The organism is Rhodococcus sp. PAE-6, assembly GCF_025290685.1.
In the GTDB taxonomy this organism is placed as follows: Bacteria; Actinomycetota; Actinomycetes; order Mycobacteriales; family Mycobacteriaceae; genus Rhodococcus; species Rhodococcus pyridinivorans.
In genome coordinates this window covers 906,202-932,182 of record NZ_JAOCLZ010000001.1, presented here as the reverse complement: position 1 = coordinate 932,182, position 25,981 = coordinate 906,202, and the positions used below count along the sequence as shown (strand labels likewise).

Annotated in this window: 17 protein-coding genes and 3 tRNA genes; 9 read left to right on the top strand and 11 right to left on the bottom strand. The window is 69.0% G+C overall.

Annotated elements, in window-relative coordinates:
* The first annotated feature begins 133 nt into the window (after nucleotides 1-133).
* Both NVV99_RS04285 and NVV99_RS04280 read left to right on the top strand, forming a co-directional pair.
* Complete coding sequence (locus NVV99_RS04285; RefSeq protein WP_024100525.1) at nucleotides 134-9,445, top strand: type I polyketide synthase; 9,312 nt, start codon at nucleotides 134-136, stop codon at nucleotides 9,443-9,445.
* Between the two features lie 14 nt (nucleotides 9,446-9,459).
* Nucleotides 9,460-9,867 (top strand): holo-ACP synthase, encoded by a 408-nt coding sequence (locus NVV99_RS04280; RefSeq protein ID WP_024100526.1) that lies wholly within the window; start codon nucleotides 9,460-9,462, stop codon nucleotides 9,865-9,867.
* 10 nt (nucleotides 9,868-9,877) lie between these two features.
* Here NVV99_RS04280 and NVV99_RS04275 read toward each other — a convergent pair whose 3' ends face one another.
* From NVV99_RS04275 to NVV99_RS04265, 3 genes are all read right to left on the bottom strand, one after another.
* A complete protein-coding gene (locus NVV99_RS04275) occupies nucleotides 9,878-10,639 on the bottom strand; it encodes a TetR/AcrR family transcriptional regulator (protein ID WP_306669319.1) in 762 nt (253 codons plus the stop codon).
* Nucleotides 10,640-10,757: 118 nt separating this feature from the next.
* Nucleotides 10,758-11,543, bottom strand: coding sequence for an ABC transporter permease (locus NVV99_RS04270; protein ID WP_024100527.1), 786 nt, complete (start codon nucleotides 11,541-11,543; stop codon nucleotides 10,758-10,760).
* A complete protein-coding gene (locus NVV99_RS04265) occupies nucleotides 11,540-12,487 on the bottom strand; it encodes an ATP-binding cassette domain-containing protein (protein ID WP_019288999.1) in 948 nt (315 codons plus the stop codon). Before NVV99_RS04265 ends, NVV99_RS04270 begins: the two co-directional genes overlap by 4 nt.
* An 88-nt stretch (nucleotides 12,488-12,575) precedes the next feature.
* Between NVV99_RS04265 and NVV99_RS04260 the strand changes: the two genes are divergently transcribed.
* Nucleotides 12,576-13,337, top strand: a complete 762-nt coding sequence (locus tag NVV99_RS04260) for a TetR/AcrR family transcriptional regulator (RefSeq protein WP_024100528.1) — start codon at nucleotides 12,576-12,578, stop codon at nucleotides 13,335-13,337.
* Complete coding sequence (locus NVV99_RS04255; RefSeq protein ID WP_024100529.1) at nucleotides 13,334-14,704, top strand: dipeptidase; 1,371 nt, start codon at nucleotides 13,334-13,336, stop codon at nucleotides 14,702-14,704. Before NVV99_RS04260 ends, NVV99_RS04255 begins: the two co-directional genes overlap by 4 nt.
* Before the next feature lie 24 nt (nucleotides 14,705-14,728).
* On the opposite strand, the gene bcp is transcribed toward NVV99_RS04255, so the two are convergent.
* Nucleotides 14,729-15,202, bottom strand: coding sequence for a thioredoxin-dependent thiol peroxidase (gene bcp, locus NVV99_RS04250; protein WP_024100530.1), 474 nt, complete (start codon nucleotides 15,200-15,202; stop codon nucleotides 14,729-14,731).
* 89 nt (nucleotides 15,203-15,291) lie between these two features.
* Here bcp and NVV99_RS04245 point away from each other — a divergent pair, with 89 nt between their 5' ends.
* Nucleotides 15,292-15,516, top strand: a complete 225-nt coding sequence (locus NVV99_RS04245; RefSeq protein ID WP_006554762.1) for a DUF3618 domain-containing protein — start codon at nucleotides 15,292-15,294, stop codon at nucleotides 15,514-15,516.
* 119 nt (nucleotides 15,517-15,635) lie between these two features.
* On the opposite strand, the gene NVV99_RS04240 is transcribed toward NVV99_RS04245, so the two are convergent.
* Nucleotides 15,636-15,708 (bottom strand) — tRNA-Lys (locus NVV99_RS04240).
* 95 nt (nucleotides 15,709-15,803) lie between these two features.
* Nucleotides 15,804-15,876 (bottom strand) — tRNA-Lys (locus NVV99_RS04235).
* A gap of 320 nt (nucleotides 15,877-16,196) precedes the next feature.
* Between NVV99_RS04235 and NVV99_RS04230 the strand changes: the two genes are divergently transcribed.
* A complete protein-coding gene (locus NVV99_RS04230) occupies nucleotides 16,197-17,354 on the top strand; it encodes an Ig-like domain-containing protein (RefSeq protein ID WP_024100531.1) in 1,158 nt (385 codons plus the stop codon).
* A 17-nt stretch (nucleotides 17,355-17,371) separates the two neighbouring features.
* Nucleotides 17,372-18,517, top strand: a complete 1,146-nt coding sequence (locus tag NVV99_RS04225) for a lipase family protein (RefSeq protein WP_024100532.1) — start codon at nucleotides 17,372-17,374, stop codon at nucleotides 18,515-18,517.
* A 92-nt stretch (nucleotides 18,518-18,609) separates the two neighbouring features.
* Here NVV99_RS04225 and NVV99_RS04220 read toward each other — a convergent pair.
* From NVV99_RS04220 to NVV99_RS04210, 3 genes are all read right to left on the bottom strand, one after another.
* Nucleotides 18,610-18,682, bottom strand: a tRNA-His gene (locus NVV99_RS04220).
* Between the two features lie 86 nt (nucleotides 18,683-18,768).
* Nucleotides 18,769-19,368, bottom strand: a complete 600-nt coding sequence (gene orn / locus NVV99_RS04215) for an oligoribonuclease (RefSeq protein WP_024100533.1) — start codon at nucleotides 19,366-19,368, stop codon at nucleotides 18,769-18,771.
* Nucleotides 19,369-19,440: 72 nt separating this feature from the next.
* Nucleotides 19,441-20,898, bottom strand: coding sequence for an NAD(P)/FAD-dependent oxidoreductase (locus NVV99_RS04210; protein WP_024100534.1), 1,458 nt, complete (start codon nucleotides 20,896-20,898; stop codon nucleotides 19,441-19,443).
* A gap of 273 nt (nucleotides 20,899-21,171) precedes the next feature.
* On the opposite strand from NVV99_RS04210, the gene NVV99_RS04205 reads away from it, so the two are divergent.
* Nucleotides 21,172-22,713, top strand: a complete 1,542-nt coding sequence (locus NVV99_RS04205; RefSeq protein ID WP_024100535.1) for a helicase HerA-like domain-containing protein — start codon at nucleotides 21,172-21,174, stop codon at nucleotides 22,711-22,713.
* Nucleotides 22,714-22,740: 27 nt separating this feature from the next.
* Here the strand turns inward: NVV99_RS04205 and cmrA are convergent, their stop codons facing one another.
* Nucleotides 22,741-23,547: a mycolate reductase gene (gene cmrA / locus NVV99_RS04200; RefSeq protein WP_006554373.1), complete on the bottom strand. Its 807-nt coding sequence runs from the start codon at nucleotides 23,545-23,547 to the stop codon at nucleotides 22,741-22,743.
* A 130-nt stretch (nucleotides 23,548-23,677) separates the two neighbouring features.
* Here cmrA and NVV99_RS04195 point away from each other — a divergent pair, with 130 nt between their 5' ends.
* On the top strand, nucleotides 23,678-25,009 hold the full coding sequence (locus NVV99_RS04195; protein ID WP_019289006.1) for an MFS transporter: 1,332 nt from the start codon (nucleotides 23,678-23,680) through the stop codon (nucleotides 25,007-25,009).
* Between the two features lie 6 nt (nucleotides 25,010-25,015).
* Here the strand turns inward: NVV99_RS04195 and NVV99_RS04190 are convergent, their stop codons facing one another.
* Nucleotides 25,016-25,900 (bottom strand): SGNH/GDSL hydrolase family protein, encoded by an 885-nt coding sequence (locus NVV99_RS04190; protein WP_230826433.1) that lies wholly within the window; start codon nucleotides 25,898-25,900, stop codon nucleotides 25,016-25,018.
* Nucleotides 25,901-25,981: the final 81 nt, after the last annotated feature.

Here is a 25,981-nt window from a genome sequence, read left to right as displayed (position 1 = left end):
TGAGGAACCCCTCATGATTTTGTGCGAACCTGGGCGTGCCCGAACAGCGGACCACTAGTCCAGCAGCACACCGGCGCGCAGCGCTGACACACGAAGCCTCGACGCCGGGGTGTTCAGGAGAGGAACCACACGCGTGACGATCGACGAGACCACACCAGGCGACAACGGACGGAACTCGAAGGCATCACGACGCACCACCGATCGGTCCACGGCAGCCGCTCCGGCCCGTGCCCTGGTCGACAAGCTCCTCGCGGGTGAGCCCTACGCGCTCGCCTTCGGCGGCCAGGGCGCTCCCTGGCTCACCTCGCTCGAGGAGCTCAGCCGCGACAACGGACTCGAACCGGTCCTCACCGACCTGGTCAACCGCGCCACCGCGCACCTCGCCCCGGTCGCGAGCGACCTCGTCGTGGTCCGCCCGACGGGCTTCGACCCCGTCGCGTGGATCCTCGAGGCCGAACTCGCCGACGAGGACGACGCGCCCGCCGGCCCCTCCGAAGCAGCTCTCACCTCTGCCGCCGTGTCGCTGCCCGGCGTCTTCCTCACCCAGGTCGCCGCGCTGCGCGCGCTCGCGAACCAGGGCCTCGACGTCGACTCCGTCGCACCGAGCGCGGTCATCGGCCACTCGCAGGGCGTCCTCGCCGTCGAGTCCGTCGGCGCCGCCGGCCGCAAGGACGCCGAAATCCTCGCGATCGCCCAGCTCATCGGTGCCGCCGCGACCCTCGTCGGTCGCCGCCGCGGCCTGATCTCCGGCGCCGGCAAGTACCCGATGCTCGCCGTCGCCAACGTCGACCCCGAGCGCCTGCGCGCGATCGTCGCCGAGGTCTTCGAGGGCCAGGACCCCGAGCGCAGCGCCGTCGTCGCGATCCGCAACGCCCGTCGTCGCGTCGTGCTGTCGGGCCCGCCCGCCGCTCTCGAGCGCGTGCAGCAACGCTGCGAGCAGATCTCCGCCGCGGAGACCCGTGAGCGCGAGGCCAAGAAGCGCGGTGGCGCCGTGTTCTCCCCGACCTTCGAGCCCGTCGCGGCCGAGGTCGGCTTCCATCACCCCGCCTTCGCGGATGCCGTGGAGCAGGTCGCCGACTGGGCCGCCCGCTGCGAGCTCGACTCCGAGCTCGCGCGCAGCCTCGCGCAGGCCATCCTCGTCGCCCCGATCGACTGGGTCGAGCAGGTCGACTCCGCCGTCGCGTGCGGTGCCTCGTGGATCCTCGACCTCGGCCCGGGTGAGCTCCTCACTCGCATGACCAGCTCGGGCCTGCGCGGTCAGGGCGTCGGCATCATCGCCGCCGCGACCCGCGGTGGCCAGCGCAATCTCCTCACCCCGGGCGCCGAGCCGGAGGTTCCGCGTGCCTGGTCGGAGTTCGCTCCGAAGCCGGTCGCGCTGCCCGACGGCCGCATCGCCGTCGAGACGGCCTTCACCCGCCTGACGGGCCGCTCGCCGATCCTGCTCGCGGGCATGACGCCCACCACCGTCGATCCGAAGATCGTCGCCGCGGCCGCGAACGCCGGTCACTGGGCCGAGCTCGCCGGTGGCGGTCAGGTCACCGAGCAGATCTTCGCCGACCACGTCGCCGAGCTCACCGAGCTGCTCGAGCCGGGCCGCGCCGTCCAGTTCAACTCGATGTTCCTGGACCCCTACCTGTGGAAGCTGCACGTCGGCGGCAAGCGCCTCGTACCCAAGGCCCGCGCGGCCGGTGCGCCCTTCGACGGTGTCGTCGTCACCGCCGGTATCCCGGAGCTCGACGAGGCCGTGCAGATCATCTCCGACCTGCGTGAGGCCGGCATCGAGCACGTCGCCTTCAAGCCGGGCACGGTGGCGCAGATCCGTTCGGTGATCCGTATCGCCAACGAGGTCCCGGACTATCCGGTCATCGCCCACATCGAGGGCGGCCGCGCCGGTGGTCACCATTCGTGGGAGGACCTCGACGATCTGCTCCTCGACACCTACGCCGAGCTGCGCACGCGCCCGAACTTGGTGCTGTGCGTCGGCGGTGGGATCGGCACGCCGGAGAAGGCTGCCGAGTACCTGACCGGTCGCTGGTCGACCGTCTACGGCTTCCCGGCCATGCCGCTCGACGGCATCCTCGTCGGTACCGCCGCGATGGCGACTCTCGAGGCCACCACGGCTCCCGAGGTCAAGCAGCTGCTCGTCGACACCCCCGGCACCCCCGACTGGGTCGCCGCCGGCACCGCGACCGGCGGTATGGCCTCCGGTCGCAGCCAGCTCGGCGCCGACATCCACGAGATCGACAACGCCGCATCGCGCACGGGTCGCCTCCTCGACGAGGTCGCCGGTGATGCCGACGCCGTGGCCGCGCGCCGAGCCGAGATCGTCGATGCGCTGAACGGAACGGCGAAGCCGTACTTCGGCGACCTCGACACCATGACCTACCTGCAGTGGCTCGAGCGCTACCTCGAGCTGGCGGTCGGTGCGGACAACGGCGCCGAGTTCGACTGCGGCAGCGATCTCGGCGATGTCCTCGCCGAGGCGCACACCAGCCCGTGGCTGGACGTGTCGTGGCGTGAGCGTTTCCGCGACATGCTGCAGCGCGCCGAGGCCCGCCTGCATCCCGTCTGCCGGGGCCCGATCCCGACGCTGTTCGACGACGACGCGGTGCTCGAGCGCCCGTACGCCGCGATCAAGTCGCTGCTCGCGCAGTATCCCGACGCGGGTGACGTCGTGCTGCATCCCGCCGACGTGCCGTTCTTCGTGTCGCTGTGCCGCACCCCCGGCAAGCCCGTCAACTTCGTTCCGGTCGTCGACCAGGACGTGCGTCGCTGGTGGCGTTCGGATTCGCTGTGGCAGGCCCACGATCCGCGTTACTCCGCCGACCAGGTGTGCGTGATCCCCGGCACCGTCGCCGTTGCCGGCATCACCCGTGTCGACGAGCCGGTCGGTGAACTCCTCGACCGTTTCGAGAAGGCCACGGCCGACGAGCTCGTCGCCGAGGGCGCGGAGCCGGTGGAGCTCGCCGCGCGTCGTCACCGCGACATCGCGCCGGGTCTGCTCGACGCCGTGCTGTCCTCGCCGGACGTCTCGTGGGCGGGTCGCCAGACCCGCAACCCGATCCACCGTCTCGGTGATCTGGACGAGTGGACCGTCGAGTCGGAGACCGCTGCTTCGCACGCCCCGACGGGTGCGACCCTGACGATCCTCGACGACGAGCACGTCGGCCTGCGGGTTCCGCTGGTGCGCGACAAGGCCGTCGAGATCCGCCTGACCGTGCCCGCCTCGGTCGTCTCCGGTGGCGCGCCTGTCGTCACCGAGGCCGACGCCGATGCGTCGATGTCCGCTCTGCTCGGTGTCGCCGCCGGTCAGGAACTGCCCGAGGTCAGGAAGGGCGCTGCCCGTATCACTCTCGGCTGGCTGCCGGAGAAGATCGCCGACCACGCCGGCGTCACCGGTTCGGGTCTGCCCGCGAACCTGACGCCGAGCGGCAACGGTGTGCCCGACGTGCTCGTGGGTGCCTGCTGGCCGGCCGTCTTCGCCGCGCTGGGCGCCGCCCGCACCGAGACCGACCTGTCGGTCATCGAGGGCATGCTCGACCTGGTCCACCTGGACCACGCGATCGACGTCAAGAACGGTCTGCCGACCGATCCCGCCTTCCTGGGCGTCAAGGCCGAGGTCACCGGTGTCTCCGACACCGACCTGGGTCGCGTCGTCGAGGTCGACGTGGTCATCACCGCCGACAGCGGTGACGGCTCGGGCGACCGGGTGGTCGCCACCCTGGCCGAGCGGTTCGCGATCCGCGGCCGCACCGGCACCGCCGATCTCTCCGATCCGGTTCGCGCCGGTGGCGCTCTCACCGAGGCCGTCACCGACACGCCGCGTCGTCGCCGCCGCGATGCCGTGATCGTCGCGCCGACCGACATGAGCGCCTTCGCGAAGGTCTCCGGCGACCACAACCCGATCCACACCTCCGACAACGCCGCGCTGCTCGCCGGTCTCGGAAGCCCGATCGTCCACGGCATGTGGCTGTCGGCCGCGGCCCAGCAGGTCGTCACCGCGATCGAGCAGGACGCGAAGCTGCCGGTCCGTCGCCTGACGGCATGGACCACCCGCTTCCTGGGCATGGTCCGTCCGGGTGCGAAGATCGACGTGCGCGTCGACCGCATCGCCACCGACGGTGGTGCCGAGGTCGTCGAGGTCGGCTGCCGCGTCGACGGTGATCTGGTGATGGTCGCGACCGGCCGTATCGCCGCGCCGAAGACCGTCTACGCGTTCCCGGGCCAGGGCATCCAGCGTCCCGGCATGGGCCTCGACGCCCGTGCCCGCTCGAAGGCCGCCCGCGAGATCTGGGAGCGCGCCGACAAGCACACCCGCGAGGCCCTCGGCTTCTCGATCCTGGCCGTGGTCCGCGACAACCCGACGGTCCTCAAGGCCCGCGGTGTCACCCACAAGCATCCCGACGGCGTGCTGCACCTGACCCAGTTCACGCAGGTCGCGATGGCGACCCTCGGTGTCGCGCAGATCGCCGAGCTGAAGGAGGCCGGCGCGTTCGTCGACGACGCCTTCCTGGCCGGTCACTCGGTGGGCGAGTACAACGCGCTCGCCGCCGTCGCCGGTGTGCTGCCGCTCGAGGCCGTCCTCGAGGTCGTCTTCCAGCGTGGCTCCGCGATGCACGCTCTCGTGCCGCGCGACGAGCAGGGCCGCTCGAACTACCGCATGGCCGCGATCCGGCCGTCGCAGTTCGGTGTGGACGATGCCGACCTGCAGGCCTTCGTCGCCGGTGTCGCCGAGGAGACCGGGGAATTCCTCGAGATCGTCAACCTCAACCTGCGCGGATCGCAGTACGCGATCGCCGGCACGGTCGCCGGCCTCGAAGCCCTCGAATCCGTGATCGAGCGCAAGGTCGCCGAGTTCGGTGGCAAGCGCGCGTTCATCCTCGTCCCGGGCATCGACGTGCCTTTCCACTCGACCGTGCTGCGCGGCGGTGTCGACGACTTCCGCGAGCGTCTGCTCGCCCTGCTGCCGCAGGAGATCGACCCGAACATCCTCATCGGCCGGTACATCCCGAACCTCGTGCCCAAGCCGTTCAACCTGGGTCGCGAGTTCATCCAGGAGATCGCCGACCTGGTGCCGTCGCAGCCGCTCGCCGACGTCCTCGCGGACTTCGACAGCTGGTCGGCCAAGCCGGTCGAGCTCACTCGCGTGGTGCTCGCCGAGTTGCTGGCCTGGCAGTTCGCGTCGCCGGTGCGCTGGATCGAGACCCAGGATCTGCTGTTCGCCGACGAGACCGACGGTGGTCTCGGTGTCGAGCGGTTCGTCGAGGTCGGCCTCGGTGGCGCGCCCACCGTCGCGAACCTCGCGTCGCAGACGCTGAAGCTGCCCGGTCGTTTCGGTCAGCCCGTCGAGGTGCTCAACATCGAGCGCGAGGCGTCGATCGTGTACTCGACCGACACCGACCCGGCTCCGGTCGAGGACGACGAGCCGGTCGCACCGGCTGCCGAGTCCGCTCCCGCCGCTGCTGCGGCCCCGACACCCGCCGCGGCTCCCGCTGCGCCGGCCGGTGGCCCGACCCCGGACGACATCGCGTTCAAGGCCGCCGACGCCACCAAGGTGCTCATCGCCCTGTGGACGAAGCTGCGCCCGGATCAGATCGGCCCCGCCGACACTATCGAGGCGCTGTGCGACGGCGTGTCCTCGCGCCGCAACCAGCTGCTCGTCGACCTCGGTTCCGAGCTCTCGCTCGGCGCGATCGACGGTGCCGCCGACGCCGACATGGGTGCCCTCGCCGGCACGGTCGACCGTCTCGCCCGCACCTACCGCCCCTTCGGCCCGGTGCTGTCGGACTCGATCAACGATCACCTACGCAAGGTGTTCGGTCCGTCGGGCAAGCGTCCCGCCTACGTCGCCGACCGCGTCGCCAAGGTGTGGGGTCTGGGCGAGGGCTGGGCGTCGCACGTCACCGCCGAAGCTGCTCTCGGCAGCCGCGACGGTTCGTCCGTCCGCGGCGGCGACCTGGGGGGCCTGACCGATGGTGCCCTCGCGGATGCCGCTTCGGTCGACAAGCTGATCGACGCCGCCGTGCAGTCGGTGGCCTCGCGTCGCGGAATCGCCGTGTCGATGCCGTCCGCCGGTGGCGGCGGGGGAGCGACGGTCGACGCCGCTGCCCTCGGCGAGTTCGCCGAGCAGATCACCGGCCGCGACGGGGTTCTCGCCAGTGCCGCACGTCTCGTGCTCGAGCAGCTCGGCCACACCGAGCAGGTCTCGGGCCTGGCCGACAAGGCCGACGACGAACTCGTCGACCTGGTCTCCGCGGAGCTCGGCTCCGACTGGCCGCGTCTGGTCGCTCCTGCCTTCGACGAGCGCAAGGCCGTCCTGATCGACGACCGCTGGGCCACCGCCCGTGAGGACCTGGCCCGCGTCTGGCTCGGGGAAGGGGCGAGCGGAGCGACGGGGGATTCGAACAGCTTCGACGTCGAACGCTTCATCGGTGCGGGTCGGACCGTGGCTGCGCACGCCGAGTTCTGGGGCCGCAAGGCCACCGAGGCCGGCCGTACGGAGCTCGCGCAGACCTACGCGGCGATCGCCGAGACCGCCGTCGTCACCGAGGGTGCCGAGTACGCGGACGAGGTCGCCGTGGTCACCGGCGCCAGCAAGGGCGGTATCGGCGCAGCCGTCGCCGCGAAGCTGCTCGCCGGCGGTGCGACGGTCGTCGTCACCACGTCCTCGCTGAACGACAGCCGCCTGGGCTTCTACAAGGAGCTGTACGCACGCAACGCTCGTGCCGGCGCCGCGCTGTGGGTGGTTCCCGCGAACATGGCGTCCTACAGCGACGTCGACGCCCTGATCGAGTGGATCGGCACCGAGACCGTCGAGGTCGCGGGTGGTGCGAAGAAGCTCATCAAGGACGCGCTCACCCCGACGCTGCTCTTCCCGTTCGCCGCGCCGCGCGTGGCGGGCTCGCTCGCCGACGCCGGTGCGCGGGCCGAGATGGAGATGCGGGTGCTGCTGTGGTCGGTCGAGCGACTGATCGCCGGACTGTCGAAGATCGGGTACGACCGCGACGTCGACACCCACCTGCACGTCGTGCTGCCCGGTTCGCCGAACCGCGGCAAGTTCGGTGGCGACGGTGCCTACGGTGAGGCCAAGGCCGCACTCGACGCGGTCATCAACCGCTGGAGCGCCGAGCGCACCTGGGCCGAGCGCGTCACCCTCGCCCACGCCCTCATCGGCTGGGTGCGCGGCACGGGCCTGATGGGCGGCAACGACCCGCTGGTCGAGGCTGTCGAGGCTGCCGGTGTCCGCACCTGGTCGACGGACGAGATGGCCGACGAGCTGCTGAAGCTGGTCGGACCGGAGGCCACGCGTCTCGCTGCCGAGGCTCCGCTCGTCGCGGACCTGACCGGTGGACTGTCCGAGGTGGACGTCGACCTGCCGGCGCTCGCGAAGCAGGCGCAGGAGGCGGCCGACGCCGTCGAGGCCGACGAGGACGGCACCGCGACCATCGCGGCGCTGCCCGAGCCTCCGCGCGCCGAGGAGCTGCCGACCCCCGAGTGGGGCACGGTCACCGCCGACCTCGCCGACACGGTCGTCATCGTCGGTGCCGGCGAGCTCGGCCCCTACGGCTCCGCTCGCACCCGCTTCGAGATGGAGGTCGACGAGGAACTGTCGGCCGCCGGTGTGCTCGAGCTGGCGTGGGTCACGGGCCTGATCGGCTGGGAGAACGATCCCAAGCCGGGCTTCTACGACACCGAGACCGGTGAGCTGGTGCCCGAGGCGGAGATTGCCGACCGCTACCACGACGCGGTGGTCGAGCGTTGCGGCATCCGCCGCTACGGCGACGACGGTGCGATGATCGACAACACGGCTCCGCTGCTGACCTCGGTCTTCCTCGACAAGGACCTGTCCTTCGTCGTCGGTTCCGAGGCCGAGGCCCGCGCGTTCGTCGACTCCGATCCGGAGAACACGGTCGCGTCGGTCGACGCCGAGTCGGGCGACTGGACGGTCACCCGCAAGGCAGGCACCGAGATCCGCGTGCCGCGCAAGGCGAAGCTGACCCGCACGGTCGGTGGCCAGATCCCGACCGGCTTCGACGTCACCAAGTGGGGCATCCCCGCCGACATGGCGGACTCGGTGGACCGGGTGGGTCTGTGGAACATCGTCACCACGGTCGATGCCTTCCTCACCGGTGGCTTCACCCCGTCCGAGCTGCTGCGCTGGGTGCACCCGTCGATGGTCGCCAACACGCAGGGCACCGGCATGGGTGGCATGTCCTCGATGCGGTCGCTGTACATCGACACGTTGCTCGGCGAGTCGCGGGCGAACGACATCCTGCAGGAGGCCCTGCCGAACGTCATCGCCGCGCACGTCGTCCAGTCGTACGTCGGTGGCTACGGCGCGATGGTGCACCCGGTCGCGGCGTGCGCCACGGCTGCGGTCTCCGTCGAGGAGGGCGTGGACAAGATCAAGCTCGGCAAGGCCGATCTGGTCGTCGCCGGTGGTTTCGACGATCTCGGTATCGAGGGCATCGTCGGCTTCGGTGACATGTCCGCGACCGCCAAGTCGGAGGACATGCAGGCCAAGGGCATCAGCGATCGTCGCTTCTCCCGAGCCAACGACCGTCGTCGCGGTGGATTCGTCGAGTCGGCCGGTGGCGGCACGATCCTGCTCGCCCGCGGCGATGTCGCGCTCGGGATGGGCCTGCCGGTGCTCGGTGTGGTCGCCTGGGCCGGATCGTTCGCCGACGGTGTGCACACCTCGATCCCGGCGCCCGGCATCGGTGCGCTCGGTGCGGGTCGCGGTGGACGCGAGTCGGGTCTGGCGAAGGAACTGCGCAAGCTCGGTCTCACGGCCGACGACATCGCGGTGATTTCCAAGCACGACACCTCGACCGCCGCGAACGACCCGAACGAGGCCGAGCTGCACGAGCGTCTGGCCGGTGCGCTGGGCCGCAGCGAGGGCAACCCGATGTTCGTGGTCTCGCAGAAGTCGCTGACCGGTCACGCCAAGGGTGGCGCCGCCGCCTTCCAGCTGATCGGCCTGTGCCAGGTCCTCGCGCAGGGTGTGGTTCCGCCGAACCGCAGCCTCGACTGTGTCGACGAGAAGATGGCGGAGTTCGAGCACCTGGTGTGGCCGCGCACGCCGATCCGGTTCGGCGAGCAGCTCCCGCTCAAGGCGGGTCTGCTCACGAGCCTCGGCTTCGGGCACGTGTCGGGTCTGATCGCGGTGGTCCATCCGCAGGCGTTCGTCGAGGCGATCCCGGCGGAGCGCCGGGAGGTCTACCTGGCGAAGGCGGCCGAGCGCACCGTCGCCGGCAAGCGTCGCCTGGTGGACGCGATGACCGGTGGAGCGTCGCTCTACCAGCGGCCCGCGGATCGTCGTCTCGGTGACGATCACGTGCCGGCTTCGGCCACGCGTCAGCTCGAGGCGGACATGCTGCTCTCGCCGGAGGCTCGCCTCGGTGAGGACGACGTGTACCGCTCCGGTCTGCCCGGCTGCAAGTAGGCACGGGTCTCGGGATGGGAGTTGCGGGTGTCGGGTTCGACCTCGTGTCGGTGCCGGAGTTCGCGGAGCAGCTGAGTCGGACGGGAACGACGATGCTGGCGAACTTCACACCGGGTGAGCGTCGCGACGCGAACACCCGCAGCTCCGATCCCGCCCGGCACTTCGCCGCCCGGTGGGCGGCGAAGGAGGCGGTGATCAAGGCGTGGTCGGCGTCGCTGTTCGGCAGCCCACCGGTGCTACCGGAGACGATCCATCAGCAGATCGAAGTGGTCTCGGACGCGTGGGGTCGCCCGAGCATCCGGCTGCACCGGCAGGTCGCCGAGAAGCTGACCGGCGTCCGGATCCATGTGTCGTTGACCCACGACGGTGACATGGCCGGCGCGTTCGTCGTCCTCGACGAGGTCGACGGCCGGCGTATGTAGATGTGGGGACTCAGGCCGAGGGAGCGCTGGCTTCCTCGGCCTGATCCGTTTCGGTGTCCTGCCGGCCGGCCTGTCCGCGTGCGGATTCCTCGCGTTCCTCGCGGCGTTGGCGTCGCTTGGCCTGAGCGCGTGAGTCCTGTTCGGCGATCTGCAGGTAGGCGACCATGATGCGCTTGAGTTCGACGACGGCGTCGGCGTGGGTCTGGTCGTCCTGCACCGAGAAGTTGAGCATCGAGTACACGATGTGGACGAGCACCTCGGCCATGAGCTTCCGGCGCGGTCGCGGGGTGTCCGGGGTGAGCGGTGCCAGCATCCGCGCGACCTGCTCGGCGAACTCGCGTTCGTGGATGGCGCCGGTGGCCCGGGTGGACGGGGTGGACTGCATCGCGAGCCACACCTCGCGGCGGGACGGATCGGTGGTCCACAGTCCGGCGAGGTGGTCGACGAAGCTGTTGAGGAAGCGCAACCAGTCGACGGACGGGATCTTGCCGTTGAACTGGGCGAGTTCGCTCTGGACGCCGACGAGGTCCTGCCGGTTGAGCTCGCACACGATCACGTACTTGTTGGCGAAGAACTGGTAGAGCGTGCCGATGGGGACGTCGGCGCGGGACGCGACCTCCTCACAGGTGAACGACTCGAAGCCGACCTCGGTGAGCAGTTCACGCGAGGCGGCCAACAGGGCGTCGAACTTGCGGCGGCTCCGTTCCTGGGTGGGCCGCCGACGCGGCACGAGCTCCTGGGGCTCGGCCTGAACCTCGAGCGCCGGATCGATCCGGCGCGGGGCGCGGCGGCCGTTCGTTGCTGACTCCACGCGCCCAGGCTAGCCGGACGTCCGTGCTTTCCCGAATACTTGTTGTGAGTCAGAGTGTCACAAACCGGGCAGCCACAGGTCAGCGTGCGGTCCGCTGTCGGAACAGTGCTGTGGCGGCGACCAGGCCGATTGCGGTGAACGCCGCGCACCACCCGATCGCGACGATCGCGGACGACCCGATCCCGGTGCCGGTGAGCAGTCCCCGGACGGTCTCGATCACCGGGGTGACCGGCTGGTGTTCGGCGAAACCGCGCAGCCATCCGGGCATCGTCTCGGGCGGGACGAACGCGCTGCTCACGTAGGGGAGGAAGAGCAGGAGGAAGGTGAACCCGCTCGCGGCCTCGTCATTGCCCGCGAGCATCCCGAGCGCGGCCGAGACGGCGGAGATCGCCAGGACGAACAACGCGATGACACCGGTGGCGGCCACCCATTCGACGAGGTGGGCGTCGGGCCGGAATCCCATGAGTGCGGCCACCACGAACACCACGACGGTGCTGGCGAGATTGCGGACCAGACTCGCGACGACGTGCGCGGTGAGCACGGCGGAGCGGGCGATGGGCATGGACCTGAACCGGTCGACGATGCCGCGGTGCATGTCTGAGGCGACCGCGACGGCCGTCTGTGCCGCCCCGAAGGACGCCGACAACAGCACGATGCCGGGCACGACGTAGTTGAGATAGTCGGTGCCGGTGTCGATCGCGCCACCGAAGACGTAGACGAACAACACGAGCAGCAGGACCGGCAGTGCGAGACCCATCAGCAGCGCGTCGGGGCTGCGGAGCATCCGCCGTAGGTTCCTGCCGGTCACGGCGGCGTGGTCGCGCGCGGCGAAGCGGAGCGGGGTGGAGTGCGCGAGGAGTGTCATCGGACGACCTTTGTTTCGTCGGTGGAGCCGGTGAGGGTGAGGAAGACGTCGTCGAGGGTGGGGGAGTGCAGCCCGAACTTCTCGACGGGGACCGCCTCGGCGGCGAGGCGGTCGAGCAGGGCGGCGACGTGGGGCAGATCGCCCTTGGTGTGGACCTGCAGTGTCAGTGCTGCCCGGTCGATCTCGCCGTCGAGCACCGACGCGGCATGGGTGAGGTCGGCGTCGGTGGAGAAGCGCAGTTCGAGATAGCCGCCGCGCACAAGCGACTTGAGTTCGTCGGGTGTGCCCTCGGCGACGATCCGCCCGCCGTCGAGGACGGCGATGCGGTCGGCGAGTCGGTCGGCCTCCTCGAGGTATTGGGTGGTCAGGAAGATGGTGACGCCGTCGTCGGCGAGTTCGCGGATCGCCTCCCACATCACGAGGCGGCTGCGCGGGTCGAGCCCGGTCGTGGGTTCGTCGAGGAACAACACCTGCGGGGACGCGACGAGACTCATGGCGATGTCGAGGCGTCGCATCGTGCCGCCGGAGTACGTGCCGGCGCGCCGGTCGGCGACGTGCGCGAAGTCGAAACGTTCGATCAGGTCACGGACGCGACCGGGAATCGCGGCCGACGGCAGGTGCGCGAGGCGCGCTGCGAGACGGAGGTTCTCCGTGCCGGTGAGGACGTCGTCGATCGCGGCGTACTGGCCGGTGAGTGCGATGTTCTCGCGCACGGCGTGGGCGCGGCCGGGGAGGGGCAGGCCGGCCACGGTGACGGTGCCCGCGTCGGGGCGCAACAGGGTGGTCAGGATGCGGACGGTGGTGGACTTGCCGGCGCCGTTCGCGCCGAGCAGTGCGAAGACGGATCCGGTGTCGACCCGGAGGTCGACGCCGTCGAGAACGGTGGTCGGGCCGAACGACTTGCGTAGGCCCCGGACGTCGATGGCGGGAACGGAACGAGTCATGACATCTCACTAACTGTGTATGCAATATACCGATGTGTATAGCGTACGCAGTTTTAGGATGGCGGCAAGACCCGAAATCTGGAGGAGCATGAGCAGTCCCGAGCCCGACGATCCGCTGCCGCAGAGTGTGCGGCTGGCATGGGGATTGAGCGATACCGGCACCCGGGGCCCGCGACGGGGACTCACGCTCGAACAAGTCCTCGATGCGGCGATCGAGGTGGCGGGCGCCGAAGGGCTCGAAGCGCTCTCGATGAGCCGGGTGGCCAAGCAACTGGGTTTCACCACCATGTCGCTGTACCGCTACGTGAGCAACAAGGACCAGCTCGTCGAACTCGCGTGGGACCGCGCCATCGGGTCGCCCCCCGAGCTACCGGTCGGAGGCGACTGGCGGGAACGGCTCGAGGCATGGGCGATGGCCGAGTACCGGAGTCTGCGCGCGCACAAGTGGCTGACGCAGTACCCGATCCGCACGGCGCCGTACTATCCCAACAACCTGCTCTGGCTCGACGCGGGACTCGGCGCGCTGTCCGCCACCCCACTCGACGAACCTGCGAAGGTGCAGGTGGTGATGATGATCTCGCTCTACGCCATCGGTCGCGCACGCTTCTCGTGGGAACTCGGAACCGATGTCGCGGACGACCCGTCCGACACCCCGGCGATGTTGCGGCGCATCCTCGATCCCGAGAAGTACTCCTCGGTGCTGGCGGCGGTCGAGGGCGGCGCGTTCGACCCCGACGGGAGCGACGCCGACGACGAGGCAGTATGGCACGAGCAGGACTTCCGTTTCGGTCTCGAACGATTGCTGGACGGAATCGACGTACTCATCCGACGTGCGGAGGACGGATCATGACAGCGACAGACACCGACGCGACGCAGCGCATCCGCGAGCGGATCCGGGAGGCGATGCCGGCTGCGCGCGACGATCTCGCGCGGCTCGTCGCGTTCCGTTCCGTCGCGGATCCGCGCCAGTTCCCGGTGGAGGAATGCGTCGGTGCAGCGAACTGGGTGCGGGATGCCTTCACCGAGGCGGGAATCGAGAGCGTCGAGACGATCGAAACCGCCGACGGCTCGCTCGCCGTACTCGGACACACGCCCGCCCCCGACGGCGCCCCGACGGTTCTGCTCTACAGCCACTACGACGTTCAGCCGCCCGGCGACGAATCACTCTGGCGCAGCGAGCCCTTCACGCTCACCGAACGGGACGGCCGCTGGTACGGCCGCGGCGCCGCCGACTGCAAGGGCAACGTCGTCATGCACCTGCTCGCACTGCGGGCGCTGTGTGCGGACGGCCCACTGCCCGTCGGTGTCCGCATCGTCGTCGAGGGCTCGGAGGAGATGGGCGGCGCCGGCCTCGACCACCTCGTCGCCGAACGACCCGAGATGTTCGACGCCGATCTCATCGTCATCGGCGACAGCGGCAACGCCGAGGTGGGCCGGCCCACCCTCACCACGACGCTGCGGGGCATCGCGAACGTCGACGTCCACATCGAGACGCTGAAGGGCGAGATCCACTCCGGGATGTACGGGGGAGCGGCCCCCGACGCGCTGGCCGCGCTGATCCATCTGCTCGGCACCCTGCGCGACGAGCACGGCAACACCGTCGTCGACGGACTGGACTGCACCGCGACCTGGGACGGTGTGCCCTATCCCGAAGACCGTTTCCGCGCCGACGCGGGCGTGCTCGACGGTGTCTCGCTCCCCACCTCCGGAACCGTCGCCGACGCGGTGTGGGCGCGACCGGCACTGACCGTCCTCGGGATCGACGCTCCGCCGATGGTCGGATCGGCCGCCGCGGTCGTGCCACGCGCGTCCGCACGCCTGAACCTGCGCGTGCCGCCCGGCATCGACGCCCGCACCGCCCAGGACGCGCTCGTTGCCCATCTCGAGGCCCACGTGCCGTGGGGAGCGCATCTGCGCATCGACCGCGACGTCCTCGGCGAACCCTTCCGGGCGGCGACGGACGGTCCGGGTTACGCCGCACTGCGCGCGGCGCTCGAGGCCGCCTACGGCCGGGAGGTCGGGACCGCCGGGCAGGGCGGATCGATCCCGCTGTGCACCGCGCTGCACCGCGCCGTGCCGCGGGCCGAGATCGCCCTGATCGGCGTCGAGGAACCGCGCTGCGTCATCCACGCGCCGAACGAGAGCGTCGACCCCACCGAGATCGAGAATCTCGCCGTAGCCGAGGCGCTGCTGCTGACCTCGCTGGCGCCGCGGTAACGCTGCCGGCCGGGCACCCGGGCGTCAGACGGACAGGTCGCGGCGCAGCTTCGCCACGTGCCCGGTCGCGCGGACGTTGTACTGCGCGACCTCGATCTTCCCGTCCTCGTCGACGAGGAAGGTCGAGCGGATGACGCCGGTGACGGTCTTGCCGTACATCTTCTTCTCGCCGAAGGCACCCCATGCCTGGAGGGTGATCTTCTGGGGATCCGACAGCAGCGGGAAGGTCAGCTGTTCGGCGTCGCGGAACTTCGCGAGCTTGGCAGGCTTGTCGGGCGAGATGCCGATCACCTCGAGGCCCGCCTCGTTCAGCTCGGCGAGACTGTCGCGGAAGTCGCACGCCTGCTTCGTGCATCCCGGGGTGCTCGCGGCGGGGTAGAAGTACACGATGACCTTGCGTCCGCGATAATCCGACAGCGACACCTCGTTGCCGTCGGCATCGGGAAGGGTGAAATCGGGTGCGGGATCACCGGGGGCGAGTCTGCTGTTCTCGGTCATGGAGGCGACAGTAGTGGACCGTGCAGCCATTCCCGGCGCGCGTCCATTACCGTGGTCGCAGCACACTGCAGCGACCTTCTGGAGGACACGTGGCTAGGGACACCGAGGACATCGAGCGGGAGATCGAGAAGGCCCGCAATCAGCTCGCGAGCACACTCGACGAACTGAGCGTCCGCGCCAACCCGAAGAATCTGGTGGCAAGCACGAAGCAGACCATCCTCGCGAAGGTGAACCAGCCGCAGGTGAAGAAGTACGCGGCGATCGCGGCCGGCACGGTCGTCGGATTGCTGGTACTGCGCAGAATCCTGCGCTGATCCCCGGCTGCACACAGGAACACCCACGCCGACCCGGCGTGGGTGTTCCTCGTTCCGGGGCCGAACCGCCGCGAACGACGAAGGCCGGACACCGTTTCCGGTGTCCGGCCTTCGTGTTGTGCGCCATCAGGGACTCGAACCCCGAACCCGCTGATTAAGAGTCAGCTGCTCTGCCAATTGAGCTAATGGCGCGTGGCGATGTGTCTCCCGGTCGTCGCCGGGCGACGCGGAGGACGGTGTCACCGCCAGAACGAAGGCCGGACACTGGGTGTCCGGCCTTCGTGTTGTGCGCCATCAGGGACTCGAACCCCGAACCCGCTGATTAAGAGTCAGCTGCTCTGCCAATTGAGCTAATGGCGCTTGACGATGTGTTCCCGGGATGCCGTCCCAGCAACGAGAAGAACATTACACACCGTCGCGCGACGCGCCAAATCGGCTGGTCAGAATGTTTCTGTAAGGTTGTGGAGGTAACGGATCGGACGGTCGGAGCGATTGTCATTCGAACGTTACCGACGTACGGGGGAGTCGCGTCGGGTCGGCCGCAAGAGAAGCTGGCATCATCGTGTTCGGTGTTGTGACGTGCGTTTTCGGTGCCTTGGGGGAGGCGGGATCGGAGTATGGAAGTGACGGAGTCGAGTGCGGGGAACCCCCGGGGTCGTCGGGTACGGGGAATCCTCGGAGTGGTCGTCGTCGGCGTTGTTGCGTTCGTCACGGGATGCGCCGGCGGTTCGGGAACGGGCGCCGAAGAAGTGCCCATCGATTCCAATCCCGTGGCGGCGCTGATCAAGCCGACGGTGTCGTCGAGTGTCGCCGACGGATCGGTCGGCTTCTCGCCGATCGACCCGGTGACGGTCTCGGTGGTCAACGGCAAGCTCGACTCGGTGACCCTGCTCAACCCTGCAGGGGAGCCGGTGCAGGGCGAACTCGCCGACGACGGACTCACCTGGGTGAACACCGCACCGCTCGGCTACAACCGCTCCTACACGCTCGAGACCGTCGCGTACGGACTCGGCGGCGCGACCACGTCGACGGCGGCCTTCACCACCTCGTCGCCGGCCAATCTCACCCAGCCCTACGTGTTGCCCGGTGAGGGTTCGATCGTGGGTATCGGCCAGCCGATCGCCGTGCAGTTCGACGAGAACATCCCGGATCGGCTCGCGGCCGAGGCGGCCATCACCGTCACCACGAACCCGCCCGTCGAGGGCGCCTTCTACTGGGTCAACAACCGCGAGGTGCGGTGGCGACCGGAGAACTACTGGGTGCCCGGCACCGCCATCACCGTCGATGTGAACGTCTACGGCAAGGATCTCGGCGACGGCCTCTTCGGTCAGTCCGATGTCCACTCGTCCTTCACCATCGGCGATGCGGTGGTCATCACGGCGGACGACGCGACCAAGCAGGTCACTGTCACGCGCAACGGCGTCGACGTCATCACGATGCCGACCTCCTTCGGCAAGGACTCCACGCCCACGCCCAACGGCGTCTACATCATCGGCGACCGGTTCGAGTCCATGATCATGGACTCGTCCACCTACGGCGTCCCCTCCGACTCGGCGCAGGGTTACCGCACGCCGGTCGAGTGGGCGACGCGGATGTCCTACAGCGGCATCTTCTTCCACTCCGCCCCGTGGTCGCTCGGCGACCAGGGTGTGCGCAACGTCAGTCACGGCTGCCTGAACCTCAGCCCCGCCAACGCCAAGTGGATCTTCGACAACACCAAGCGCGGCGACATCGTCGTGGTCCGCAACACCGTGGGCGGCACTCTCCCCGGAACGGACGGACTCGGTGACTGGAACATCCCGTGGTCGACATGGAAAGCCGGCAACGCTGCGGCGTGACGGGTGAAGGGGGATCGATGGCCGTTCGGGGGAGATGGTGGAGCGCTGCCTTCTGCGGTGCCGTGCTGCTCGCGGCGCTGACACCGGCAGGGGCGGCGGCCTCGCCGGTCGCGTCGTCGACCGCTCCGGCACCGGGTTCGGTGGTCTCGCAGCTGCCGCTGCCCGACGAACTGTCGGTGCCCGGTGCCGCGACGGCCATCAAGCTCGAGTACGCCACCGAGTGGCGGTCGGGGGAGCCGACCGTCGCCACGGGCGCGTTGTTCCTGCCCGGGGGGGATGCCCCCGAGGGTGGCTGGCCCGTCATCGCGTGGGCACACGGCACGACCGGTGTGGGCGACGACTGCGCGCTCACGACCCGCACGCCGCGTTCCGATCTCGAGCGGACCTATCTGCACCACTGGCTCGATTCCGGGTACGCGGTCGTCTCGGCCGACTTCCCGGGTCTGGGCTCCGAGGGTCTCCACCGTTATCTCGACGGCCCCAGCGCCGCGAACAGCATCGTCGACATCGTCCGGGCCGCCCGCGACGGTGGGGCGCCGCTGTCGGAGCGCTGGATCGTGATGGGGCAGTCGCAGGGAGGACACGCGGCGCTGCACACCGCTGCGATCGCGACCTCCCGCGCTCCCGAACTCGACTTCCGCGGAACGGTCGCGACGGGTGCTCCGGCGAACCTCGAACGGGCCTTCACGATCGGCGTCCCGGGCTTCCCCGATCCTGGACTGTGGGGCCTCGTCAGCTTCAGCGGGTACATCTTCGCCGGGCTGCGCGACGCCTACCCCGAGGCCGACGTCGAGAGCTACCTGACCCCGATCGGCCGTGAGGTCGTCGATCGCGCCGAAGAGCTCTGCTACGACGATCTCGAGGAGTCGGTGCGCGACATCCCGGTCGGGGATCTGCTCGCGCGCCCGCTGGCCGAGGGTCCGATGCCGTCGCTGCTGGCCGATTATCTCGCCGCCCCGGTGGACGGCTACGACCGGCCGGTCTTCCTCGCGCACGGCATCCACGACGTGATGGTCCCGTTGCCGCTGTCCGCGGCGCTCGCCGCCGATATGAAGGTCGCAGGGGCGGACGTCGACTACCGCGTCTATATGGCCGGGCACTACACGACGGTGGAGCGCTCCCGGGCCGACGTCGACGCTTTCGTGACGCGCTCGTTCGAATAGACCGGCCTGCGCGTGAGGAACCGCTGTGCGTGAGGATTCTTCCGGGAACGAGAAAACCCCCGATCGGAAATCCGATCGGGGGTTCTCTTCGGGGTGAGTGACGGGACTCGAACCCGCGACAGCCAGGATCACAACCTGGTGCTCTACCAACTGAACTACACTCACCATTGCATTCGCCGGCAACCTTTCGGTGGCTTGCGCCTGCGGTACAGATACTAGCCTGACGAAGACGAAAAAGACGAATCGGCTGGTCAGGCCGGTCCCAGGTCCTTCACGACGGCTGCAAGATCGGCCGGAGTGGGGCCGGGAGGCGCCACGAAGGCCGTGCGCCGGTAGTAGCGCAGTTCGCGGATCGACTCCTTGATGTCCGCTAGTGCCCGGTGCGACAGGCCCTTCTCCGGCTGACCGAAGTAGATGCGCGGATACCAGCGCCGGCACAGCTCCTTGATCGAGCTGACGTCCACCATGCGGTAGTGCAGGTAGTTGTCGAGCTCGGGCATGTCGCGGGTGATGAACGCGCGGTCGGTCGCGATGGAGTTGCCGGCCAGCGGCGCCGTGCCCGCCTCGGTGACGTGCTCCCGGATGTACGCGAGGACCTGCTTCTCCGCTTCGGCGAGGCTGACCGTCGAGCGGCGCACCTCTTCGGTGAGGCCGGACCGCTCGTGCATCTGCTGCACGACTTCCGGCATGTCGGCGAGGGCGTCGTCATCGGCGTGGATCACGATGTCCACGCCCTCGCCGAGCACGTTGAGATCACTGTCGGTGACCAGAGCCGCGATCTCGATCAGTTTGTCGCTGCCGAGACGCAGCCCCGTCATCTCACAGTCGATCCATACCAGTTTGTCCTGCACGACAGACAGACTATCCACCGACGCCGCACCCATGAGGCGCGGCGTCGACGGTCCGGTAGGAAACGGGCACCCTCACGCCTTCACGGAGGCCGTGCGCGGCGCCGCCGGACGGGTGGAACGACGTGCCGCCGGGGTGTACTGCCGGTCGAGGGTCCGGCCCACTGTGCTCACTTCCGGGGCGGTGAAGTCGTGCCGAAGGAAGGACTCGGGGGAGTCGTCGAGGATCTCCATCCACGGTGCCGGCAGCGGCGGAGCGACGGTGCCGGTGAGCGTCGAGGGGTAGCTGTTGTTGCGGTAGCCCATGATGTCGCGCTTCTTGTCCTGTTTCCACTGCTTGAACACCTCCCCCTGGCGTTCGACGTGGAACTCGGGGTAGTCGGTGCGGTCGACGAGATCGCGGATGTACGCGGCCTGGAAGTCGATTTCCTCCACCGGCGACGACAGCTTCTCCTCGCGTGCCCGCCAGTGGTCGATGTCCTGCTCGCGGGTGTCGAAGTCGGGCACGTCGACGCGGCCGAGCATGAAGTCGCGTGCGTACCAGGCTTGGGCGTCGAACATGTTGAACGTGAAGTACTGGTCCTGTGCGCCGAGGTACATCAGCTTCGGGTTGCGCTGGAAGAAGATGCCCTTGTAGATGTCGCGCGGGTAGAGCCGGTTGTCGGTGCGCAGTGCGAGTTCGTCGGGCAGGAACGGGTAGTGGTGTTTGTACCCCGTGCACAGCACGATGGCGTCGACCACGCGGGTGCTGCCGTCACGGAAGTGGGCGACCTTGCCGTCGACATGGGTGAGCAACGGCACCTCGGAGAACTGCTCGGGCCAGTGGTGCCCCATCGGTGCGCTGCGGTAGCTGAAGGTGACCTGTTCGGCGCCGTACTTGATGCATTGCGTTCCGATGTCCTCGGCCGAGTAGCTGCTGCCGACGAGCAGCAGTCGCTTGCCGGTGAACTCGCGGGCGTCGCGGAAGTCGTGGGCGTGCAGCACACGTCCCGGGAACCGGTCGAGACCGTCGAAGTGGGGGACCTGCGGGGTGGAGAAGTGTCCGGTGGCGACGACGAGGTGGTCGAACTCGTCGGACTCCAGCGCGCCCCGGTCGTGGTTCATCACCGTCACGGTGAACTTCTGCGTCTCGTCGGACCACTCGACCCACCGCACCGCAGTGTTGAACCGGATGTACTTGCGCACGTCGCTCTTCTCGACGCGACCCATGATGTAGTCGAGCAGGACGGCGCGCGGCGGGTACGACGGGATGGGGCGTCCGAAGTGCTCCTCGAAGGAGTAGTCGGCGAACTCGAGGCATTCCTTCGGGCCGTTGGACCACAGGTAGCGGTACATGCTCCCGTGGACGGGCTCACCGTGCTCGTCGAGTCCCGTGCGCCAGGTGTAGTTCCACATTCCTCCCCAGTCGGGCTGCTTCTCGTAGCAGACGATGTCGGGGATCTGCTCCAGACCGGCCTTTCGGGCTGCTTCGAAAGCGCGCAGCTGTGCGAGTCCACTGGGACCTGCTCCGAGAATGGCGATCTTGGGCGTCAATGTGTTTCTCCTGTGTTCGTGGAATATGTCGCGTAGTTCGTTGCTAGCACACGTCGTTGTTTTTGCGAACGATCCTCACGTCGTCGACGGAACGGATTCTCGTAGAGAAAGTGCAGGTCAACGCGGTGTACTAGCTGGGAAACCGTGCCGCTGCGGTTGTGATCGGAATCACTGTAATGCGACAATTCCGGCATCCGATAAGAATGGTTCTTCCGTGGGTTCGACGGCCCGGTACCGTCGCAATGGGCGAGGTCGAGGCCGGAGGGGGCGAGCATGACCGACAAGCCGGAGATCACCGCCGCGACCATCGCGGCCGGGTACGAGGTGATCGGCGAGGCGCTGGAACTGGGCACCGTCGTGCTCGACGGCGTCGCCGATCCCGACGCGCCGGTGCGCATCCCGCTCGCCACTCTGAATCGTCACGCGCTGGTCGCCGGTGCGACCGGCACGGGCAAGACCAAGACGCTGCAGGTCATGGCCGAACAGCTGTCGGCGGCGGGGGTGCCGGTGGTGATGGCCGACGTGAAGTCCGATCTGTCGGGCCTGTCGGCCGCCGGCGAGCCCGACGATGCGGTGCTCAACCGCGCGGGCGACACCGGCGACGAGGACTGGACGCCCACGGGGCACCCTGTGGCCTTCTACTCGCTCGGTACCGACGGGGTCGGTATCCCCGTCCGCGCCACCGTCACCTCGTTCGGGCCGATCCTGCTCTCGAAGGTGCTGGGGCTCAACGCCATTCAGGAGTCGACTCTCGGGTTGATCTTCCACTGGGCCGACCGCAACGGCCTGCCGCTGCTCGATCTCGCCGACCTGCGGCAGGTGATCCGCCACCTGACGAGCGACGAAGGGCGCGGTGCACTCGACGATCTCGGTGCCGTGTCGCCCGCGACCGCCGGGGTCATCCTCCGCGCGGTCGTCAACCTCGAGAACGCGGGTGGGGACGGATTCTTCGGCGAACCCGAACTGGAGGTCGAGGACCTGCTGCGGGTGATCGACGGTCAGGGCACGATCAACCTGTTCGAGTTCGGCGACGAGGCCACTCGACCCGCGCTGTTCTCGACATTCCTGATGTGGTTGCTCGCCGACCTGTTCCAGTCGCTACCGGAGGTCGGCGACGTCGACACGCCGCGGCTCGTGTTCTTCTTCCACGAGGCGCATCTGCTCTTCACCGATGCGTCGAAGGCGTTCCTGCAGCAGATCGAACAGACCGTGAAGCTCATCCGGTCCAAGGGCGTCGGTGTGGTCTTCTGTACGCAGTCGCCCACCGATATCTCCCGGAGCGTGCTCTCACAACTGGGAGCGCGGATCCAGCACGCGTTGCGCGCCTTCACCCCCGAGGACGAGGCCGCGCTCGCGAAGGTGGTGCGTACCTTCCCGAAGACCGACGCCTACGATCTCGCCGACGCTCTGACCGGTCTGGCGACCGGGGAGGCGATCGTGACGGTCCTGTCCGAACTGGGCACGCCCACGCCCGTCGCCTGGACGCGTCTGCGACCGCCGCGCTCGCTGATGGGCACAGTGGGGGAGAGCGCGATGCGTGCGTCGGCGCAAGCGAACCCCCTCTACGGGAAGTACGGCCGCACCATCGACCGGGAATCGGCCTACGAGAAGCTCACCGCATCGGTGGTCGGGGCCACCGACATCGAACCGATCCCGGACATGCCGTCGCAGGCGCCGGACGATGCCGGGGCGTCGGTCGTGGAGCAGGTGCTCGGCAGCGCAGCCGTGCGCAGCTTCATCCGCTCGGCGGCGTCCGCAGCCGGCCGGGAGATCGGCCGGAGCCTATTCGGCACAGGACGCCGCCGAAGGCGGTGAAGGAACGATTCGTTGGGCGGTGGCCCGTCAGCTGCCGCCGAGCTTCTTGTAGAACGCGCCGGCGATCGGGGCCGAGATGGACCGCGGCGAGAACTGACCGGCAGCCGACATGGCCTTGCTGATCACACCGGGCACGATGCGCATCCGGTTCGCGGCGAGCGCGTCGAGCGACACCTTCGCGGTGTGTTCGCTCGAGATCCACAGGAAGTCCGGGACCAGCTTGTCGACGATCGACGCCTCGGCCGGGTCGGGTTCCTCGGTGCGCACCGGGCCGGGGGCGAGCAGCGTGACATGCACGCCGGTGCCCTTGAGCTCACCGCGCAGGGACTCGGAGAAGGTGTTGACGAACGCCTTCGTCGCGGCGTAGGTGGCGTTATTCGGGATCGGCATGTTGCCTGCGGCCGAACCCACCATGAGGATCGCGCCGGAGTTCCGCTCGACCATCTGCGGCAGCACCGCGAGGGTGAGGTCGTGGACGGCGACGGCGTTGAGCTCGACCTGTGCCCGCTCGTAGGCCGCGTCGAGCTCGGCGACCGCGCCGAAGGTGGCGATACCGGCGTTGTTGCACAGGATGCTGATGCGCCTACGTCCGAGTTCGTCGGCGAGTGGTGTCCGTGCGTCGCGGTCCGACAGATCGCAGGCGCGCACCTCGACGGTCACGCCGTGCTTCGCGCGCAGGGTCTCGGCGAGGACCTCCATCACCTCTCCGCGACGGGCGACCAGGATCAGCGAATGGCCGCGGGTGGCGAGTTCGGTTGCGAGGGCCTCGCCGATGCCGGAGGACGCTCCGGTGACGACGGCACGGGCATCGGGATGGGGATTCGGCAGAGTCACAGTGGGTCAGCGTAGCGGCAGGCTCGGGAGCGACGACCGGGCCCGCCCCGGCCATGGGGCCGAGTCGTTCGGTGCCGCGCGACGGAGTCGTTCCATGCCACCGCAGCTCCGGAAGCCTAGGCTCCGGGGCATGAATGCGTTCACGGACACGGCGAGCGGGGCCGGGGAGGCTACGACACGTCGTCAGGTCGTCTCGTGGGGTCTGTGGGACTGGGGTTCCGCGGCGTTCAACGCCGTGATCCTGACGTTCGTATTCTCCGTCTATCTCACCGACGCGGTCGGCGACGACCTGCCGGGTGGGATCTCGGCGAGCACCTGGCTCGGATGGTCGCTCGGCATCGCCGGGTTCGTCATCGCCGTGACCGCGCCGGTGTCGGGCCAGCGGTACGACGCAGTCGGGCGACGGAAATGGTCGCTGGGAATCCTCACCGGGGTCACCGTCGCGGCGATGGCGGCGATGTACTTCGTGCGCGACGACTACCACTATCTGTGGCTCGGGCTGGTCCTGCTCGGCGTGGCATCCGTGATGGCCGAGCTCGCGCAGGTCCCGTACAACTCGATGCTGCGCCAGGTGTCGACGCCGGACGACATCGGACGGGTGTCGGGCTTCGGTTGGGCGATGGGCTATTTCGGTGGCATCGTGCTCCTGCTGTTGTGCTACACCGGGTTCATCGCCGGCGACGGCGACACCCGCGGTTTCCTCGGTGTGCCCACCGAGGGCGGCACCAACATCCGGCTCGTCGCGCTGTTCGCGGCCGTGTGGTTCGCGGTGTTCGCTGTGCCCGTGCTGCTCGCCGTCCCGGAGAAGCCGGTCGCGCGTGGCGACGTCGCCCGCCGCGCCGGTTTCGTCGAGTCCTACCGCGTGCTGTGGCGCGACCTGACGGAGTTGTGGCGGGCGGATCGTCGCACCATCTGGTACCTCGGGGCGTCGGCGTTGTTCCGGGACGGTCTCGCCGGCGTCTTCACCTTCGGGGCGGTCCTCGCCGTCACGGTCTACGGGATCGGAGCGGGCGACGTGCTGATCTTCGGTGTCGCCGCGAACGTCGTCTCCGCGGTGGGCGCACTGGTGGCCGGACGCGTCGACGACCGGGTCGGGCCCAAGGCGGTCATCGTGGGCTCGCTGGTCGCGATGATCGCGACCAGCATCGTCCTGCTGGTGGTGTCGGGTCCGACGATGTTCTGGATCTTCGGTCTGGTGCTGTGTCTGTTCGTCGGTCCGGCCCAGTCGTCGGCGCGGACCTTCCTGGCGCGCCTGACCCCGCCGGGACGGGAGGGGCAGATGTTCGGTCTCTACGCGACGACGGGACGTGCGGTGTCGTTTCTGGCACCGACGCTGTTCGGGTTCTTCGTGTGGTGGTTCGGCACCGACCGAGCGGGGATCGTGGGGTTGCTGATCGTGCTCGGCGCGGGCCTGGTGTCGTTGCTCGCCGTGCGGGCTCCCGAGACGCCGGAGCAGGCGTGAACCGGCTCAGTCGGTGATCGTGGCGAGCACCTGGTCGGCGGCGTTGCGGTGCCCGGCCGCGTTCGGATGCAGCGGGATCGATCCGGCGGCCGGCTGCAGGCCGGCCATCCACCGGGTCTCCGGATCGGCGCACACGTCGTGGTCGCGGCTCGAATCGCGCAGATCGACGTAGTCCACGTCCGCGGCCTCGGCCTGCTCGCGCATGACGGTGTTCAACCGGTCGATCTTCTCCTGCAGGTAGGTCGCGTCGTCGGGCCAGATCCGCTGCTCGGGGAAGCACCCGCCGTCGCGGATTCCGGTGGGATAGCCGACGAGCACGATGCGTGCCTCCGGGGAACGCCGGCGGATCTCGTCGATCACCGTGGTGTAGACGGGCGCGAAGGCGTCGATGGCGGCGTCGACACGGTCGGTGCCGTCCGGGGTGTTCGTGATCGCGCACGACGCGCCATCGGGTGGCGCCGAGAGATTGACGCATCCCAGCGCCAGCTGGACGAGACCGATGTCGTTGCCGCCGATACCCACAGTGACGAGTTCGGTGTCGGGGCGCAGCGCGTCGTACTGCGGTGGCACCGTCGCGCCGCGGAAGGTGGTCTGCGGCATCGCGAAGTCGAGTGAGGTGGCGGCGCCGCACGACGCGTCGACGAAGTCCTCGATACCGAGATCGGTCGCGACGAGGGTGGGGTAGTTGCTCGCCGACCGCCCGCACGGATCGCCGTCGGTCTGCGGCGGGATGCCGGGCCCGGAGGTGAACGAGTCTCCCAGGGCGACGTACGACGCGTAGTCCGCAGCCGGGGGCATGTCCTGCGTGTCGGCGCAGGCGACCGTGCCCACGGTCGTGAACGCGATTGCGGCGCAGGCGATGACCCCCGATCGTCGGAGAAGTCTCGGCATCGTCACAGTGGACCTCGCAATCCGGTGGGTGGATGTTTCCGAGGCTACAGGTGTGCCGGTGACCGGAGCGGGCGCCGAATG

Excerpts from the sequence above, each read along its gene's own strand:
- NVV99_RS04225 (WP_024100532.1), top strand. The coding sequence starts at position 17,372 with ATGGCCGTTCGGGGGAGATGGTGGAGCGCTGCCTTCTGCGGTGCCGTG.
- NVV99_RS04270 (WP_024100527.1), bottom strand. The coding sequence starts at position 11,543 with ATGACACTCCTCGCGCACTCCACCCCGCTCCGCTTCGCCGCGCGCGAC.
- NVV99_RS04265 (WP_019288999.1), bottom strand. The coding sequence starts at position 12,487 with ATGACTCGTTCCGTTCCCGCCATCGACGTCCGGGGCCTACGCAAGTCG.
- NVV99_RS04280 (WP_024100526.1), top strand. The coding sequence starts at position 9,460 with ATGGGAGTTGCGGGTGTCGGGTTCGACCTCGTGTCGGTGCCGGAGTTC.
- NVV99_RS04190 (WP_230826433.1), bottom strand. The coding sequence starts at position 25,900 with ATGCCGAGACTTCTCCGACGATCGGGGGTCATCGCCTGCGCCGCAATC.
- NVV99_RS04195 (WP_019289006.1), top strand. The coding sequence starts at position 23,678 with ATGAATGCGTTCACGGACACGGCGAGCGGGGCCGGGGAGGCTACGACA.
- NVV99_RS04205 (WP_024100535.1), top strand. The coding sequence starts at position 21,172 with ATGACCGACAAGCCGGAGATCACCGCCGCGACCATCGCGGCCGGGTAC.
- NVV99_RS04255 (WP_024100529.1), top strand. The coding sequence starts at position 13,334 with ATGACAGCGACAGACACCGACGCGACGCAGCGCATCCGCGAGCGGATC.
- bcp (WP_024100530.1), bottom strand. The coding sequence starts at position 15,202 with ATGACCGAGAACAGCAGACTCGCCCCCGGTGATCCCGCACCCGATTTC.
- NVV99_RS04260 (WP_024100528.1), top strand. The coding sequence starts at position 12,576 with ATGAGCAGTCCCGAGCCCGACGATCCGCTGCCGCAGAGTGTGCGGCTG.